General features: G+C 63.2%; 15 protein-coding genes. 3 read left to right on the top strand and 12 right to left on the bottom strand.

Annotation, left to right across the window (positions count from 1 at the left end; genetic code table 11):
- Window positions 1-88 precede the first annotated feature (88 nt).
- From ACH2DG_RS08380 to ACH2DG_RS08370, 3 genes are all read left to right on the top strand, one after another.
- Complete coding sequence (locus ACH2DG_RS08380) at window positions 89-1,084, top strand: 2-hydroxyacid dehydrogenase (RefSeq protein ID WP_395025437.1); 996 nt, start codon at window positions 89-91, stop codon at window positions 1,082-1,084.
- Between the two features lie 108 nt (window positions 1,085-1,192).
- Entirely contained in the window at window positions 1,193-2,767 is a 1,575-nt protein-coding gene (gene rmuC / locus ACH2DG_RS08375; protein WP_395025435.1) for a DNA recombination protein RmuC, read from the top strand.
- A gap of 234 nt (window positions 2,768-3,001) precedes the next feature.
- The gene (locus tag ACH2DG_RS08370; RefSeq protein ID WP_395025448.1) at window positions 3,002-4,267 is read left to right on the top strand and encodes an MFS transporter; all 1,266 of its coding nucleotides are present in this window, start codon (window positions 3,002-3,004) and stop codon (window positions 4,265-4,267) included.
- 89 nt (window positions 4,268-4,356) lie between these two features.
- Here ACH2DG_RS08370 and ACH2DG_RS08365 read toward each other — a convergent pair whose 3' ends face one another.
- From ACH2DG_RS08365 to ACH2DG_RS08310, 12 genes are all read right to left on the bottom strand, one after another.
- Window positions 4,357-5,220 (bottom strand): TIGR00730 family Rossman fold protein, encoded by an 864-nt coding sequence (locus ACH2DG_RS08365; protein ID WP_395025434.1) that lies wholly within the window; start codon window positions 5,218-5,220, stop codon window positions 4,357-4,359.
- 199 nt (window positions 5,221-5,419) lie between these two features.
- Window positions 5,420-5,803, bottom strand: a complete 384-nt coding sequence (gene crcB, locus ACH2DG_RS08360) for a fluoride efflux transporter CrcB (RefSeq protein ID WP_395025447.1) — start codon at window positions 5,801-5,803, stop codon at window positions 5,420-5,422.
- Window positions 5,804-5,889: 86 nt separating this feature from the next.
- Complete coding sequence (locus tag ACH2DG_RS08355) at window positions 5,890-7,701, bottom strand: M14 family zinc carboxypeptidase (RefSeq protein WP_395025432.1); 1,812 nt, start codon at window positions 7,699-7,701, stop codon at window positions 5,890-5,892.
- Window positions 7,702-7,807: 106 nt separating this feature from the next.
- Window positions 7,808-8,185: a monovalent cation/H(+) antiporter subunit G gene (gene mnhG / locus ACH2DG_RS08350; RefSeq protein ID WP_224152259.1), complete on the bottom strand. Its 378-nt coding sequence runs from the start codon at window positions 8,183-8,185 to the stop codon at window positions 7,808-7,810.
- Window positions 8,182-8,460: a K+/H+ antiporter subunit F gene (locus ACH2DG_RS08345; RefSeq protein WP_224152260.1), complete on the bottom strand. Its 279-nt coding sequence runs from the start codon at window positions 8,458-8,460 to the stop codon at window positions 8,182-8,184. The genes mnhG and ACH2DG_RS08345 overlap by 4 nt, the downstream gene beginning before the upstream one ends.
- On the bottom strand, window positions 8,457-8,945 hold the full coding sequence (locus tag ACH2DG_RS08340) for a Na+/H+ antiporter subunit E (protein ID WP_395025430.1): 489 nt from the start codon (window positions 8,943-8,945) through the stop codon (window positions 8,457-8,459). The genes ACH2DG_RS08345 and ACH2DG_RS08340 overlap by 4 nt, the downstream gene beginning before the upstream one ends.
- Complete coding sequence (locus ACH2DG_RS08335; protein WP_395025428.1) at window positions 8,942-10,708, bottom strand: monovalent cation/H+ antiporter subunit D; 1,767 nt, start codon at window positions 10,706-10,708, stop codon at window positions 8,942-8,944. Before ACH2DG_RS08335 ends, ACH2DG_RS08340 begins: the two co-directional genes overlap by 4 nt.
- On the bottom strand, window positions 10,708-11,073 hold the full coding sequence (locus tag ACH2DG_RS08330) for a Na+/H+ antiporter subunit C (RefSeq protein WP_224152263.1): 366 nt from the start codon (window positions 11,071-11,073) through the stop codon (window positions 10,708-10,710). The genes ACH2DG_RS08335 and ACH2DG_RS08330 overlap by 1 nt, the downstream gene beginning before the upstream one ends.
- A gap of 11 nt (window positions 11,074-11,084) precedes the next feature.
- Entirely contained in the window at window positions 11,085-14,015 is a 2,931-nt protein-coding gene (locus ACH2DG_RS08325) for a monovalent cation/H+ antiporter subunit A (protein ID WP_395025426.1), read from the bottom strand.
- A gap of 134 nt (window positions 14,016-14,149) precedes the next feature.
- Complete coding sequence (locus ACH2DG_RS08320; RefSeq protein ID WP_395025424.1) at window positions 14,150-14,458, bottom strand: ComEA family DNA-binding protein; 309 nt, start codon at window positions 14,456-14,458, stop codon at window positions 14,150-14,152.
- Window positions 14,459-14,531: 73 nt separating this feature from the next.
- A complete protein-coding gene (gene lapB / locus ACH2DG_RS08315) occupies window positions 14,532-15,698 on the bottom strand; it encodes a lipopolysaccharide assembly protein LapB (protein WP_377779430.1) in 1,167 nt (388 codons plus the stop codon).
- A complete protein-coding gene (locus ACH2DG_RS08310; RefSeq protein ID WP_395025421.1) occupies window positions 15,688-16,005 on the bottom strand; it encodes a lipopolysaccharide assembly LapA domain-containing protein in 318 nt (105 codons plus the stop codon). The genes lapB and ACH2DG_RS08310 overlap by 11 nt, the downstream gene beginning before the upstream one ends.
- Between the last annotated feature and the right edge of the window lie 49 nt (window positions 16,006-16,054).

Raw genomic sequence — 16,054 nt, 5'->3', positions numbered from 1 at the left:
TACATGGCCTGGTCGTGCAGCATTCTGGTGCCGCTTTTCATCGTCATGACATTCATCTGGTTCCGGTGAACCAAGGAGAGATTTGCAGATGTCCCGACCCAAGATTCTGATTGCCCGAGCCATCTCGCCCGAAGTGGTGAGCACGTTGCAGCAGCACTTTGATGTCACCGCCAACCCGGAGGATGTGGCCTGGTCAGGCGCCGAGCTGATTGAGCGGCTGCAGGGCATGGATGGCGTGCTGACCACCGGCTCGCAGCGCATCGATGCAGCCTTGCTCGCGGCCTGCCCGCAGCTCAAGATCTGCGCCAACATGGCGGTGGGCTACAACAATTTTGACGTGGCAGCAATGACGGCTGCAGGCGTGCAGGGCACCAACGCGCCCGATGTACTGACCGAAACCACCGCCGATTTCGGCTTTGCGCTCCTGATGGCCACCGCCCGCCGCATCAGCGAAAGCGAGCATTACCTGCGTGCCGGCCTGTGGAAGGACTGGCGCTACGACCTGTTTGCGGGCACCGAGGTGCATGGCTCCACGCTGGGTATTCTTGGCATGGGCCGCATTGGCCAGGCGATTGCCAAACGGGGTGCCTTCGGTTTCGGCATGAACGTGATCTACCACAACCGCTCGCAGCTCCAGCCTGCACTGGAGGCCGAGTGCAAGGCCCGCTATGTGGGCAAGGAAGAGCTGCTCCAAACCGCCGACCACCTGGTGCTGGTGCTGCCGTATACGCCCGAGGCGCACCACACCATTGGTGCTGCCGAAATCGCGCTGATGAAGCCCACGGCCACGCTCATCAACATTGCGCGCGGCGGTATTGTTGATGATGCGGCGCTGGCCAAGGCCCTGGCGGCACGCCAGATTGCGGCTGCAGGTCTGGATGTGTTCGAGGGCGAGCCCGCCGTGCACCCCGACCTGCTGAAGGTGCCCAACGTGGTGCTGACCCCGCACATTGCCAGCGCCACCGCGCCCACGCGCCTGGCCATGGCGCAACTGGCTGCCGACAACCTGATTGCCTACCTGGGCGGCAAGGCGCCAGTCACGCCGGTCAACCAATTGGATGCCACCACCCGCCGCCAAAAGTAACACCTGCGCAAATAACCGCGCTAATTTCGGGTAAAAATAGCTGCTTGCGCTCATGCACCGGGCGCAAGCAGCTATTATTTTTGTAGTTTTGCTCTGCAGGATGCGATTGTGACTCTGGAACTGATTTTGCTTGCGCTTTTGCTGGCGGTGGCGCTCGCCATTGTGCTGATCCTGCTGGTGCGCCGCCCCCGGGTGGATCTGAGCGACCCCTGGGCGCAGCAGCTGGGCCAGCAGGGGCGCGACCTGCAGGCCACGGTGCAGGCGCTGGCCCGCAACGAAGGGGCATTCAGCCATCTGGCGCAGCACCTCAACCTGCAGTTGCGTGAGCTGAACCAGGGCAGCCTGGAGGCGATGGGCGAGTTTCGCGAGTCGCTGGAGGCGCGCCTCGCGCAAAGTGTGGCTGAATCGCGCCTGGGCCGGCAGGAACTGCAGCAGGCGCTGGCGGGGTTTGAGGCGCAGCTGGCGCAGCGCCTGGCGCATCTGGATGCGGCGGTGAGCCAGCGGCTCTCGGCGCTTGACAGCTCGCTGACCCAGCGGGTGGATGCCCTCACCAGCGCCAACCAGCACAGCCTCTCGGGCCTGAAGGCCGATGTGCAGGCGCACCTGAGTGGCCTGCAAGACGGCGTAGGCCGCCAGTTGGCCCAGCTTGCGCAGGGCCACCAGCAGCAGGCCGAACAGTTGCGCGGCACCCTCAACGAGCGGCTGGCCAGCATTCAGACCGACAACGCCAGCAAGCTGGAGGAGATGCGCAAGACCGTGGACGAAAAGCTGCACGCCACGCTGGAGCAGCGCCTGGGCGAATCCTTCAAGCTGGTGAGTGACCGGCTGGAGCAGGTGCACAAGGGCCTGGGCGAGATGCAGTCTCTGGCCGGCAGCGTGGGGGACCTGAAGCGCGTGATGACCAACGTCAAGACGCGGGGTACCTGGGGAGAGCTGCAACTGGGCATGATCATCGACAACGTGCTCACGGCCGATCAGTACGCCAGGAATGTGAAGACCGTGCCGGGCAGCGACGACATGGTGGAGTTTGCCATCCGCCTGCCGGGCAAGCGCGACGACGCGCCGGTGTGGCTGCCGATCGATTCGAAATACCCGGTGGAGCACTACCAGCGCCTGCTGGATGCGCAGGAGAGCATGGACAAGGCCGCCATCCAGTCGGCCAGCAATGGTTTCGAGACCTCGATCCGCCTGGAGGCGCGCAAGATCCACAGCAAGTATGTGGCGCCGCCCCACACCACCGACTTTGCCGTGCTCTACCTGCCCACCGAAGGCCTGTTTGCCGAGGTGATGCGCCGCCCCGGCCTGGTGGAAGCTGTGCAGAACGACTGCCGCGTGATGATTTCCGGGCCTGCCAACCTGGCAGCGATGCTGAGCAGCCTGCAGATGGGCTTCAAGACCCTGGCCATTGAAAAGCGCAGCTCCGAGGTGTGGGCCGTGCTGGGCCAGGTCAAAACCGAGTTCAACAAGTTTGGCGAAGCGGTGGAGGCCACGCGCAAATCCATCGACCAGGCGGCCAAGAAGTTCGAACAGGTGGATGTGCGCACGCGGGCCATCAAGCGCAGCCTCTCGGGCGTGCATGAGTTGCCCAATTCCGACACTGCAGGCATTGCCGCAGACGCCGGCGACGGAGGCGACAGCCAGCAGCCCGCGCCGCAGATGACAATGCAGGACAAGTCCGCATGAACATATCTTTCCGTGCCTCCGGTGGGGGCCGGCGGGAAATGCGCTGTGCAGTGTTACCAAAAAATGAGAGCTGGCAGCGCATACCTGTATTGGTTTTTAGCGTCTTTCCTGTCTGAAAACCAATACAGCTGAGCGCAATCAGCTATTTTTTATGCATGGCCGGATGTCAGCAGCCGCCAAGCCGCTGCTGACAGACCGGTAGCGCCGGGAATGCGGACCAGCCAAGGGGAGTGCGTGAACCGCGAGTTGATACGGCTGATCGTCGGCCAGTTTTTTGTCCATTCCTGCATGACAGGCACGCGGCTGGCCGCTCCATTGCTGGCCTTGCGCGACGGCTACAGCCCCGGCGCCGTGGGTTTTTTGCTCAGCCTGTTTGCGCTGACGCAGGTGTTTCTCTCGTTGCCAGCGGGCCGGTATGCGGACAAGCACGGTTTCATGAAGCCCATGCTGATCGCCATTGGCCTCGCGTTCTCGGGCACGGCCATTGGGGTGGCGTTTCCGCGCTTTGACGTGCTGTGCGTATCGGCCCTGCTGACGGGGGCGGGCTGCGGTATCTCGATCATTGCGCTGCAGCGCCATGCGGGCCGTGTGGCGCACGAGGCGAGCGAGCTGCGGCAGATCTTCAGCTGGCTGTCGCTCGGGCCTGCGGTGGCCAATTTTCTGGGGCCCATGGTCACGGGGCTCATCATCGATCACTCCACCAGGCAGGCGGGAGACAACCTGTCATACCGCATCGCCTTTGCGGTGCTGGCGCTGTTTTCCGTGGTGGCCTGGTGGTGCGTGCGCGGGGCGCACGACTTGCCGACCGCTGCCCCCAGAAGCGATGGCCAGCCGCACCACGCCTGGGATCTGCTGCGCGAGCAGAGCTTTCGCCGTCTGCTGCTGGTGAACTGGCTGGTGGCCTCCTGCTGGGATGTGCACACCTTCGTGGTGCCGCTTCTGGGCCATGAAAAAGGGTTGTCGGCTTCTGAGATCGGCACGGTGCTGGGGGTGTTTGCCCTGGCCGCCTTTGTCATCCGCGTGCTGTTGCCCAGCATCTCGCGCCACATGCGCGAAATGAGTGTCGTGATGGTGGCCATGTTGCTGACCGCTGCCGTGTTTGCCATCTACCCGCTGATGCCCGGCGCCCTGGCCATGGCGGTGTGCTCGGCGCTCCTGGGTCTTGCGCTGGGCAGCGTGCAGCCCATGGCCATGAGCATGCTGCACCAGATCACCCCTGAAGAGCGCCATGGCGAGGCTGTGGGTCTGCGGTTGATGCTGATCAACGGCTCGAGCGTGTGTATGCCGCTGATGTTTGGCGCGGCGGGCGCGGCCATCGGCGTGGGCGGCGTGTTCTGGGTGATGGGCGCATTGGTGGGGGCGGGCTCGCGCATGGCCTGGGTTCTGGGCCGCACGCCATTGCCCACGTTTACGCCCATCGAGGTGCAAGTGGCGCTGCCCCAGGCGCATGCGGCCAGCGATGATGGGGTGACCGATGTGGAGCCCAAGAAACCAAAGTAACTTGAGATATTGTGGCTCCCACAGACAAAAAGCAGCCGGTTGGCTGCTTTTTGCTGGTTGGGTTGGGTGGCGAGAAGCCGCCTGGCCGTTCAATCCTGGTAGAACGCCTGGATCAGGCGGCAGGCTTCGTGCACATCGTCGGTGATGTGGAACAGCTTGACGTCGTCGGCCGAGATGGTGCCGTACTCGATCATCACATCAAAGTTCAGCATGCGGCTCCAGAAATCGGAGCCGAACAGCACGATGGGCACGCCCTTGGCCTTGTGGGTCTGCACCAGGGTCAGCACCTCGAACAGCTCGTCCATGGTGCCAAAGCCGCCAGGAAAGACGACCAGTGCCTTGGCGCGCATCATCAGGTGCATCTTGCGCAGCGCAAAGTAGTGAAACTTGAAGCACAGCTCCGGTGTAATGTAGCGGTTACCTGATTGTTCGTGAGGCAGGGTGATGTTCATGCCTACGTTGGGGGCATGCTCCTCATGGGCGCCACGGTTGGCCGCTTCCATGATGCCGGGGCCGCCACCGGTGCAGATGTAGAGCCGGTCTTCGAGCTTTTGCGTTTCACTGAACTTGGCAACCAGCCGCGCAAAGCGGCGCGCCGCATCGTAGTAACGGCTGTTGGCCATGGCGCGCTGTGCAATGGCGATGGCCTTGGCATCACCCTGGGCCTTGGCAGCCTCCAGCTTTTGCTCGGCCTCTTCGGGCGAGACAAAGCGGGCGCTGCCAAATACCACCACCGTGTTGTTGATGCCCTGCGCGCTCAGCTCCAGATCAGGCTTGAGCATTTCGAGCTGAAAGCGTATGGCACGGGTTTCGCGGCGGCTGAGAAACTCGGGGTCGGCAAAGGCGAGGCGGTAGGAATCGCGCGTCATCGCGACGTCGTCTGCGGGGCCCTTGCTGAACAGATTCCAGTCATGCGCCATGACTTGTTCATCGAGCTGGGTATTGGCGTCCATGGTGTCTCCCTCTGACTTGGTGCAGGCCGCAGCCCGGGCACCGGAGCAATGCTTGAAACAAAAAAGCCATCAACGCAAGATTTTCAAGCGCTGATAGCTACTGAATATATAGCGTTTTGACAGGGGCCGAACGCGAAAAATGTCAAAAATCCCTCGGCGCGTCTTCAAAGCGCAGGAATGCGACTATGCAGGGCAGCCGTCATCGATGGGCCCACAGGGCGTTGCCGGTTGCCAGGCCCAGCGCGGTCAGCGCGAGCGATCCGAACAGGTGCAGGCTGCATTGCAGCAGGGCGAGACCGTATCGCTCGGCCTGCAGCATCGACACCGTCTCTGCCGAAAAGCTGGAAAAGGTGGTGAGCGCACCCAGAAAGCCGGTGATCAGCACCAGCCGCCAGACGGGATCGATGCCCGGCATGTTCTGGAACAGCGCCACCAGCAGGCCGATGGTGTAGCCGCCCACCAGATTGGCGGCCAGCGTGCCCCAGGGCAGCAAGGCATGGGGCTGGTTGAACCAGCGTCCCAATTGCCAGCGTGCAAGAGCGCCCAGCACGGCACCGACGGAGATACCCAGGATGTTCCACATGGTGTTTTTCAGCGAAGCAGCAACAATGGTTTTGATCATACAGCCAAAGAATCCGCTGCTTGCTCACACGGAGCATGCACTGCCTGCTATCTATTTTGCATGATTTCCTGCCATGCCGCATAGGCGGCCAGCACCGCAGCCTGCTGCGCGGTGTGCGCCAGGCGAAAGTTGTCGCCAATGACGGTCTGGTCAGGAAACTCGGTGATCAGGGTGACCGGCGCTGGCGACGCTGCATGGGCGCTGATGGTACAGGGCGTGCCGTGGCGCAATGTGAAAGGCTGCAGCCCGGAGTGCTGCTGGTAGTGGTACAGCTGGCGCTCGTTGTAGGCCGCAAGGCCCGGCACCTGGGTGAGGGCGAGGGCCACCTGCTCGGCCAGCGCAACGGCTGCGTCCTCCCAGCCGTCGTGGTAGCGCAGTATCAGGAAAAAGCCCTTGGGCACGGTCCACAGGTCAAAGCCCTGCGGTATGTAGCCGGTGAGCGGGCGTGTCCATTCGTGTGCCGGATAGCCATGCAGGCTCAGGTGGAGCTGCGCGCCGCTGCCCGCCAGCGCATCGCGGCGCACGGCGCTTTCGTACCAGGGCGCGGAGTCGCGGTATTCCAGGTCGTCGCCCAGCGCGGTGTAGCGTGCGGCGTGGTGCATCTGCTCGGGCGCGTAGCTGCGGTACCACTCGTGCAAGGCATAGCCATCGGGGTTTTCGACGGGAATGTAGGCAAAGTGGCTGTCAGGCTGGGTTGCCAGCGCCAGTGCGCCACGCAGCGCACCGTGGGCGCCAGAGATCTCGTTGGCATGCTGGCCGCCGCTCAGCAGCACGGCGTGGTTGCTTCCCTTTTTATAAGTGGCGGCAATCGTGCGGCCTTGCACGCTGCGCCCTTGCCAGGCGGTGCCATAGGTGTCGAACAATGGTTGCGTCAGCTCGGCAATCTGCGCCAGGCTCGGGGCTTGCTCCAGTGCAGCCGCAGACTGGGCGGCCGCCTCTGCGTTTGCAAACGCAGCGGCGCGCTGACCCAGCGGATCAGGCAGCGGGAGGGCCTGGCTTTCAATGCGTACCGAGAGGTGCTGCAGCGCCAATGGATCGGCACCGGTTGCCATGCGGATATCGGGCACCATTTGCCCGGGCTGCAGGCGCCGGTCACCGGCAGGGCGGCCCGACAGATGCTGAAAATGCTCCAACAGAGAGAAATACAGCTCCTCGTGCATGGCCTCGGGCGTGCTCATCACTTGGCCCGTGCCGCTGATGGGTTGCTCGAAGCCTGGCAGTTCCATGTGGATGTGCAGGCGGCCGAAGTAGGGCTCCTCGGCAGGCCAGGGTTGCTGGCGAATGCATTGCATGGCCTGCTGGTAGGCCAGCTCGTAATCGGTGGAGAGCGGTGCATCGTGCATGAAGGCGCCTTGCGAATCCTGCGATCGCTCCCAGCCGCACGGAGTGATACCGTGCCCGCCATGTGCGGTCTCGAAACGGCGGTTGGGGGCAAACACATGCATCTGCTGGTGACGGCCTCCGCGGTAATGCAGGTGCAGGCTGTAATGGTCGTCGCCACTGCCAGGGGCGTTGGCCTGCATCTTCAGATCGATGTGCGAGAGCATGGCGGCCAGCGGATAGGCTTCCAGCAAAAACCGGTTGCTGGCGGCATCGGCATGCACGGGGTAGTGCAACTCCACAGCGCGCAGGCCATCCATTTGCACTTCTTCCAGCAGCGCATGCACCAGGGGCTTGTAGCTGCTGCGGATGCGGGCACGGATGCCCTGGGCAGCGAGTTGCTGCTCGGCGGCACGGCGCGCCTGAACGCCTTCAAAGCACCAGAGCTGCCAGAAAACGTCGGGCTGCGGGTCGGCGAGGCGCTCCTGAACCCACTGGGTGAGCGTGCGATCGATGGTGCTGGAGAGCAGAATGGTCATGGCGGGGAGAGAAGAATGGATTCTTGCAATCCATCAGCATAGGGCAAGCGCAGTGCCCTTGCTGTCTCCCCGGCACATATTTGCGAACCCGTTCTTGACCAGGTTCTCAGGCGTCGTTGGTATCGGGGTCGGCCGCAACGATGCGGCTCACGCTCGCGGGCACATCCTTGCCCATGCGCCGGTCGCGGAACAGCGCGGCCCGCATCAGGAAGATGGTGGTGACGGGCACGGTGACCGCAATGAACACCGCAATCAGCAGGGCGTGCAGCGCGGTGGCATGGCTTTGCAGCGTGACATGGATGATCGAGCCCCAGACGATGCACCAGCAGCCCGCAGTGGCAATGATGGCCGGCGAGTGCACCCGCTCGTAGTAACTGGGCAGGCGGAACAGGCCCAGGGCCCCGGCCAGCGCGATCAGCGCCCCGGTCAGCACCAGCACGGACACCACGATCTGTGCCCAGATGGGCAGGTCGATTTCGGTCATTCGATCACCTCGCCGCGCAACAGGAATTTGGCCATGGCAGTGGAGCTGACAAAACCGAACAGGGCAATCAGCAGGGCTGCTTCAAAATAATTGACCGAGGCATAGTGGATACCCAGCACCAGCATGACCAGCATACCGATGAGGTACATGCAATCGAGCGCCAGAACACGGTCCTGCGCCTGTGGGCCCTTGAGCAGGCGGATCATGGCAAACAGCATGGCCAGCAGCAGGATGAACAGGGCTGCCGGCATGGTCCAGGCAAGAATGGTGTTCATTCGAAAATCTCCATGAGTGGCCGTTCATAGCAGGCCTTGATGTGGTCGATGATGCCTTGCGGATCGTCGGCCTCCAGCACGTGCAGCAGCAGGATCGAGCGGTCGCGCGAAACCTCGGCCCATGCCGTGCCCGGGGTGATGCAGACAATCATGGCCAGCACGGCAAGGCCGTTGGGATCGCGCAGTTGCAGGGGCACATGCACAAATCCTGCTGGCTTTTTGCGGCTGCCCGGTATCAGCAGCAGGCGCAGCACTGCCAGGTTGGAGCTGAGGGAATCGCGGGCAACGCGCAACCCCAGGCGAATGATGGTCCAGGGCTTCTTGATGCTGACCTGGCGCGGGCGCAGGCCTTGCGTGAGCATCGGAATCAGCCAGCCAAACAGTACCCCGAGAATGATCTGTCCGGCGCTGGCGCTGCGGTTGAGCAGCAGCCACACCAGGCACAGAAACACGGACAGAAGCGGCGCGGGAAAAAGGCGTTTCATGGCGCAGAACCTCCGGAGGTGGGTGCAGCAGGCGCAGGCATGGCGCCGGGGAGGGCATCTGGCGCCGCCGGGAGGTGCGAAGGGGCAGCGCTGGGCGAAGGCAGCGGCTCCTTGTCCAGCACCGAGCGCATATAGTTGCCCGGAGAGTGGAGGTTGTTGGCAGCGCGCTGTGTATAGCGCATCACGTCTCCCGCGTAGACCACCATCAGCACGGTGCAGCCCAGCAGCAGACCGATGGGCAGGCCCTCGATCACCTTGAGCTTGGGTGGCTTGCGGCTGATGCTGGACCAGAACTCACGAATGCCGATGCGCACCAGCGCCGTGAGGGCCATCAGGCCGGTGCCGATGAGTGCCGCCATGAACAGGCCTCCGAGCCAGCCGATCTTGTTGCCTGCCGATGAGCCCAGGCCCAGGGGATTGAGCAGCGCGTCGAGCATGGCAAACTTGCCGACAAAGCCCGACAGCGGCGGCAGGCCCGAGATCACCAGGGTGCAGACCACGAACGACAGGCCCAGGAACGCCATGGAGGCCGGAATCACCCGACCGATCAGCACCTCCTCGTCCTCATCCAGATTCAGCCCTTCACGCGGCAGCAGCTCGGGGGTGAGAAAGGGGGCTTCTTCATCGTCAAACCGCACCACATCGCTGCCTTCGGTTCGCCAGCGGTCGATCAGGTCGGCCAGCAGGAAGAGCACGGCGACGGCGAGGGTCGAACTCGGCAGGTAGTACAGCAGCGCAGCGGTCATCAGGTTCTGTCCGAAGCCTGTTGCGGCAAGCAGGGTGCCCGCCGACAGAATGGCCGCATAGCCGGCCACATGGCCCAGGCGCTGGGTGCCCAGCATGGCAACGCCTGCATAGCCCATGGTGGCCAGGCCTCCGAGAATCAGCCAGGCACTGCCAAAGTACGCCGATGGCCCGGCTTCGGTGCTGAACATCAGCGTCCACAGACGCAGGATGGTGTAGATGCCCACCTTGGTCATCAGCGCAAAAATGGCGCCTACCGGTGCGGTGGCCGCGCCATAGGCAGGCACGAGCCAGAAGTTGAGCGGCCAGACGGCGGCCTTGATCAGGAACGCGGTGGCCAGAATGCCGGCTGCGGTATGGAGCAGGCCCCGGTCGGCGCCGGAAACACTGGGAATGATGCGTGCCAGGTCGGCCATGTTCAGCGTGCCGGTGATGCCGTAGAGCATGGACACGCCGATCAGGAAGAGCGAGGACGCTGCCAGGTTGATGGCGATATAGTGCAGGCCGTGCTGCACGCGCGCCTTGCCCGAGCCATGCAGCAGAAGGCCGTAGGACGCCGCGAGCATGATCTCGAAGAACACGAACAGGTTGAACAGGTCGCCCGTGAGAAAGGCCCCTGCCAGCCCCATGAGCTGGAACTGGAACAGCACATGGAAGTGCACGCCTGCGCGGTGCCAGCGGGCGCCCGAATAGATCACGGCGCAGGTGGCCACCACACTGGTGGTCAGCAGCATCAGTGCGGACAGCCGGTCGAGAACCAGCACGATGCCGAAAGGCGCCGCCCAGTTGCCGGCCAGGTAGACGCTCATCGTGTTGGCAACGCCTTCCTGGTTGCTCCATTTGACCAGGGCGATGGCAATCGCCAGGCCCAGGGTGCAGGAGGTGATGTTCATGAGCAGCTTGATGCGCTGGTGCTGCTCGCTCAAGGTCAGCATCAGTGCTGCCGTCAGCATGGGCAGCAGGATGGGGGCCAGCAGCAGGTGCGGCATCAGACGTTCGGTCAACGCAAGCAACGACATCAATGCATCTCCTGCACGTCGTTGGAGTTCGAGCCGTCCACATGGTCGGTGCCGCTCATGCCGCGCGAGGCGAGCAGCACCACCAGGAATAGCGCCGTCATCGCAAAACCGATGACGATGGCTGTCAGCACCAGGGCCTGCGGCATGGGGTCGGCGTAATGCATCAGATCGGTGGGGACGCCGGGCTGGAGAATGGGCTCACGGTCCACGGCCAGGCCCACGCGGCCCATGCTGAAAATGAACAGGTTGACGGCATACGACAGCAGCAGCAATCCCATGATGATCTGGAATGTGCGCGGGCGCAGCAACAGCCAGACGCCGGAGCCGGTCAGCACGCCAATGGCAATGGCAAGAACGATTTCCATCGGTCGCTTCCTTATGGTTGTTGTGCCGCGGCGTCTGCATCACGCTCGCCCTGCTGGCGTTCGTGGTAGCGGAAGCCCCGTACCGATTGGTGAGCAATACCGGTGAGCAGCAGCATGGTGGAGCCCACCACCAGCGAGAACACGCCAATATCAAAGAACAGGGCGCTGGCGACATGGATGTCGCCGACCAACGGCAAGGTGAGGTGCGCGGTATGGCTGGTGAGGAAGGGGTAGCCGAAATACCAGCTGCCCACCCCGGTGCCCAGCGCAAACAGCAGGCCGGCTGCAATCCAACGCCGTGGGTAGATCGGCATGTGCGACTCCACCCAGTGCGTGCCCGAGATGATGTATTGCAGCAGCAGGCCGATGGACAGCGTGAGACCTGCAACGAAGCCGCCTCCGGGTTCGTTGTGGCCGCGCATGAAGAGGTACATGGACACCACGGCGGCAAATGGCAACAGCAGGCGCACCAGCACGGCGGGCACCATCAGGTAGCCGATGGCCGTGTCGGTGGCGGTACGCGGGTTCAGCAGGTCGGTGTGCAGGTCGGCAGGCAGGAAACGCTGCTGCTCGGGTACATCCATGGCTTCGGGCGCCGGGCGGAAACGCCGCAGCAGCGCGTACACGGTCAGGGCCACAATGCCCAGCACCACGATTTCGCCAAAGGTGTCAAAACCCCGGAAATCCACCAGCATCACATTGACCACGTTGGAGCCACCCCCTTCGGTGAGGGCGCGCTCGAGGAAGAACCTGGACGTGCTCTCGGGAAATGGGCGGCTCATCATCGCAAACGAGAGCCAGGCCATACCGCCGCCCGCCAGAATGGCGATCAGCATGTCGCGCCAACGGCGCACCGTCACCATGGCCCCTTGCTGGGATACCTTCTTCAGGCGCTTGTCACGCTTGGGCAACCAGCGCAGGCCCAGCAGCAGCAGTACCGTGGTGACCACTTCGACGACCAGCTGCGTCAAGGCCAGGTCGGGCGCAGAGAACCACAGGAAGGTCAGGCAGGTTGCAAGGCCCGCACCCCCCAGGGTGACCAGCGCCGCCAGGCGGTGGTATTTGACCAGGAACGCCGCCGACAGCGAGCAGCTGATACCGATCACCCACAGCAGCACGAATGACGGAGACAGGGGTTGGGATGCGCGGTTGCCCAATTGCAAACCATGGATCAGCAGGGGGAGGGTGGCAGTGATCAGCGCCGCCAGCACCAGCCACAGCGCCTGCCATTGCCAGCGCCGTGTGCCCAGCAATCGGCGCAGGTTGCGCGCCATGTTCGTGATGAGCGCCATCACGCCCAGGAATACGCGCTGGCCATTGAACCAGCTGGCGACCGGCGCATGGTCCACATAGTTTTTTGCACGCAACTGGCGCAGCAGCAGGTAGAGAAGAATACCCGCCAACATGGCGACGACGCTCATCACCAGGGGGGCGTTCACTCCATGCCAGACGGCCAGACTGAATTCAGGCAAGGTGCCGCCCACCACGGGCAGCGCTGCCGCATCCAGATAGCGGCCGACAGCCCAGGCCGGAAAAATGCCGACCAGCATGCAGATCAGTACCAGCAATTCAATGGGCACACGCATCCAGTGGGGGGGCTCATGGGGCGTGTGCGGCAGGTCGGTGGCCGGTGGGCCAAAGAATACATCGACCGTGAATCGCAGCGAGTAGGCGACGCTGAAAACACCGGCCAGCGTTGCCGCAACAGGCAGGGCGGTTTGCAGGAATGGCGTGGTGTTGATGTACACCGTCTCTGCAAAGAACATTTCCTTGGACAGAAAGCCGTTGAGCAGCGGCACGCCAGCCATGGCTGCACTGGCCACCATAGCCAGCGTGGCGGTGATCGGCATCATCCTGCGCAGGCCGGAGAGGCGCCGGATGTCCCGGGTGCCGGATTCATGGTCCACAATGCCCACCGCCATGAAGAGCGAGGCCTTGAAGGTCGCATGGTTCATGATGTGAAAAACCGCAGCCACGGCTGCCAGCGGGCTGTTCAGGCCGAGCAGCAGCGTGATGAGGCCCAGGTGCGACAGGGTCGAATACGCCAGCAGCGCCTTCATGTCGTGCTGGAACATGGCGATATAGCCGCCCAGCAGCAAGGTGGCAGCACCCGCGCCGCCGACCAGCCAGAACCATTCCTCGGTGCCGCTCAAGGCTGGCCACAGGCGTGCCAGCAAAAACACGCCCGCCTTGACCATGGTGGCCGAATGCAGGTAGGCGGAGACCGGCGTGGGCGCCGCCATGGCGCGTGGAAGCCAGAAATGGAAAGGAAACTGCGCGCTCTTGGTCAGCGCCCCCAGAAGAATCAGCACCAGGGTAGGCGTATACAGGTCATGGGCGCGGATCTGATCGCCCGCGGCCAGAACATTGTCCAGCTCATAGCTGCCGACGATATGCCCCAGCAACAAGACGCCTGCCAGCAGGCACAGGCCGCCCGTGCCGGTGACGGTGAGCGCCATGCGCGCGCCCAGGCGAGCGTCCTTGCGGTGGTGCCAGTAGCCGATCAGCAGGAACGAGAAAAGGCTTGTCAGCTCCCAGAAGAAGACCAGTTGAATCAGATTGCCCGACAGCACCACGCCCATCATCGAGCCCATGAAGGCGAGGAAGAACGAGAAAAAGCGCGGCACCGGATCGGCCTGCGACATGTAGTACCGCGCGTACAGCACCACCAGCGAACCGATGCCCAGCACCAGGATGGAGAACATCCAGGCAAAGCCATCCATGCGGAAATGCAGGTCCAGCCCCAACTGGCCCAGCCACGCCACGTTTTGGTGGACGACGCCATTGTTCTGCGTCTCCGGAAAGAGCAGTGCCACCTGAACAGCACAGAAAACGCTGATGGCCCCGGCCAGCGTTGATTCGGTATTGCGGGCGTTGGCTGGCAACAGCGCTGCAATTGCGCTGCCGATGAAGGGAAGAAGGATCAGGTAAGAGAGTGCCATTTTTTGTAAATTCTACAAGCCAGCTCATCTTTTGCTGCTACGAAAACCCGAGCAAATTCAGGATATTGCCGTTCGCTATCTGATAGCAAATATCCTATGTGTGCGTCTGCAAACACGGCAGCAAAGGCCATTGCTTATTGTGCAGTGCGAGAAGCCGGGGGAAGCGGAGGCTCGGGCGCTGCAAAGCTTTTCCCATTCACCGTCAACCCGCGCTGCGACAGTTGCGCCGCCTTTTTTTGCCCGATACCGGATACGCGCAGCATCAGGTCTGCCCAATCCGTGAAGGGCCCGCTCTGGCGGGCCTGCAGAATGCGGCCCGACGTAGCGGGGCCGATGCCATGGATGCCGTCCAACTGCGCTTCGGTGGCCACATTGGCCTCCACCTGCGCCCATGCCAGCTGGGTGCACAGGGCCAAACCGACGAGACTCCAACGCCATTGCATAGAACCTCCTGCATCCCGACGAACGCCGGGATCGAGATCCGATGCTAGCAGAGCTTCCGTCAGTTCAGCGGGCTTACTGCTCTTCGACGCGGCGTGGCGGGTAACTGTCCCAAGATTGGCAGCCGGGGCATTGCCAGAAGTGTTGACGTGCCTCAAAGCCGCACGCTGCGCAGCGGTAGCGCGTCAATGGCTTGGCGGCGGTGTCCAGCGCGCGCTGAATGGCGGGGTGGTGCTCTTCGTGAGACAGGGTCTCTTCTGCCAGCCAGCGGCCTGCGGCCACGAGCGAGGGTTCGTGGGCCAGATGCTCGATGTACCACTCGCGCCCCAGGGGCGGTATGGCGGCAGGCACCATGCCCAACTCGTCCATCTGCACCAGGCTCTGCATCACGTCCAGCGAAGGATCGCTGGCGTAATTGGCTCGCAGCAGGTTGCGCACCTCGGCCTTGCGGTCATCGGTCTTGGCCAGTTCCACCATCAGGGGGGCGACCAGCGGCACGGAGGAGGGCGAGACGGCAGCCAACTCCAGCAGGGTGCTCAATGCGGAGGCGGGCTCGCCATGCTTGTGCTGCAGCTGGGCCAGTTCAATGCGTGGCCGGGGCGCGCGTGGCGCTTCGGACTGGGCTTCGTGCAACAGCGCACGGGCGGCATCCAGTTTGCCTTGCGCCTGCTGGGCCACGGCCTGCTCGCACAGATAGTGGGCAATGCGCACACTGTAGTCGCCCTGGCCATTGGATTGCATCTGCCGTGCAATCTGTACGGCCTGCGGCCAGTCGTGGGCGCGTTCGTAGATGGCAAGGCGCGAGAGGCGCGCTTCGTTTTCGTACGGGGTGTCGTCCAGGCGCGCCAGGGCGTCTTCGGCACGGTCGAGCAGGCCAGCCTTCAAAAAATCGAGCGCCAGTGCGTGCTGTGCACGGTCGCGCTCGGCCTTGCCGATGTCGGCGCGTTGCAGCAGATGCTCATGCACGCGCACAGCCCGGCTGTACTCGCCGCGGCGCCGAAACAGATTGCCCAGTGCGAAATGCAGCTCGGCCGTGTCCGGATCGTTCTGCACGGCTTCGATGAAGGCATCAATGGCCTTGTCCTGCTGCTCGTTGAGCAGGAAATTCAGGCCCTTGAAGTAGGCCTTGGGCGCGCTGCGGTTTTCGCGGCGGATCTGGCGCAGGTCGAAGCGGGAGGCCAACCAGCCCAGCACAAAGGCAGCTGGAAAGCCCAGCAGAATCCAGGAGATATCAAATTCCATGAGGAGGCAGCGGTTCGGCCTTGAAAGAGGCGTCGGTCACATTGGCGGCGGGGATTGCGGGTGGCTCGGCCACTGGAGGTGCGGCAGCGCGCTGCGCTGCCTTGCGATGCTTCCACCAGCGCGGCACCATGCCCACGATGCCCACGATCACGCCTGCGCTGAAAGCCAGCAGCACCACAAGCACGAGAGGTGCCTGCCACTGGGTGCCAAAGAAAAAGTGCACCAATACATCGCGCTGGTTATTGAGCGCAAAGGCAAACAGCGTGAAGAAAATGACTGCCTTGAGCAGCCACAGCAGGTATTTCATAGAGGGTGCAGAAAGGGCCTGGCGCCATTCTACGTTCATTCATGGGGCT

Source organism: Comamonas odontotermitis (assembly GCF_040396735.1).
Classification (GTDB): domain Bacteria; phylum Pseudomonadota; class Gammaproteobacteria; order Burkholderiales; family Burkholderiaceae_C; genus Comamonas; species Comamonas odontotermitis_C.
The sequence above is the reverse complement of the archived record's forward strand: the minus strand, read 5'-3'. Positions and strand labels throughout refer to the sequence as shown.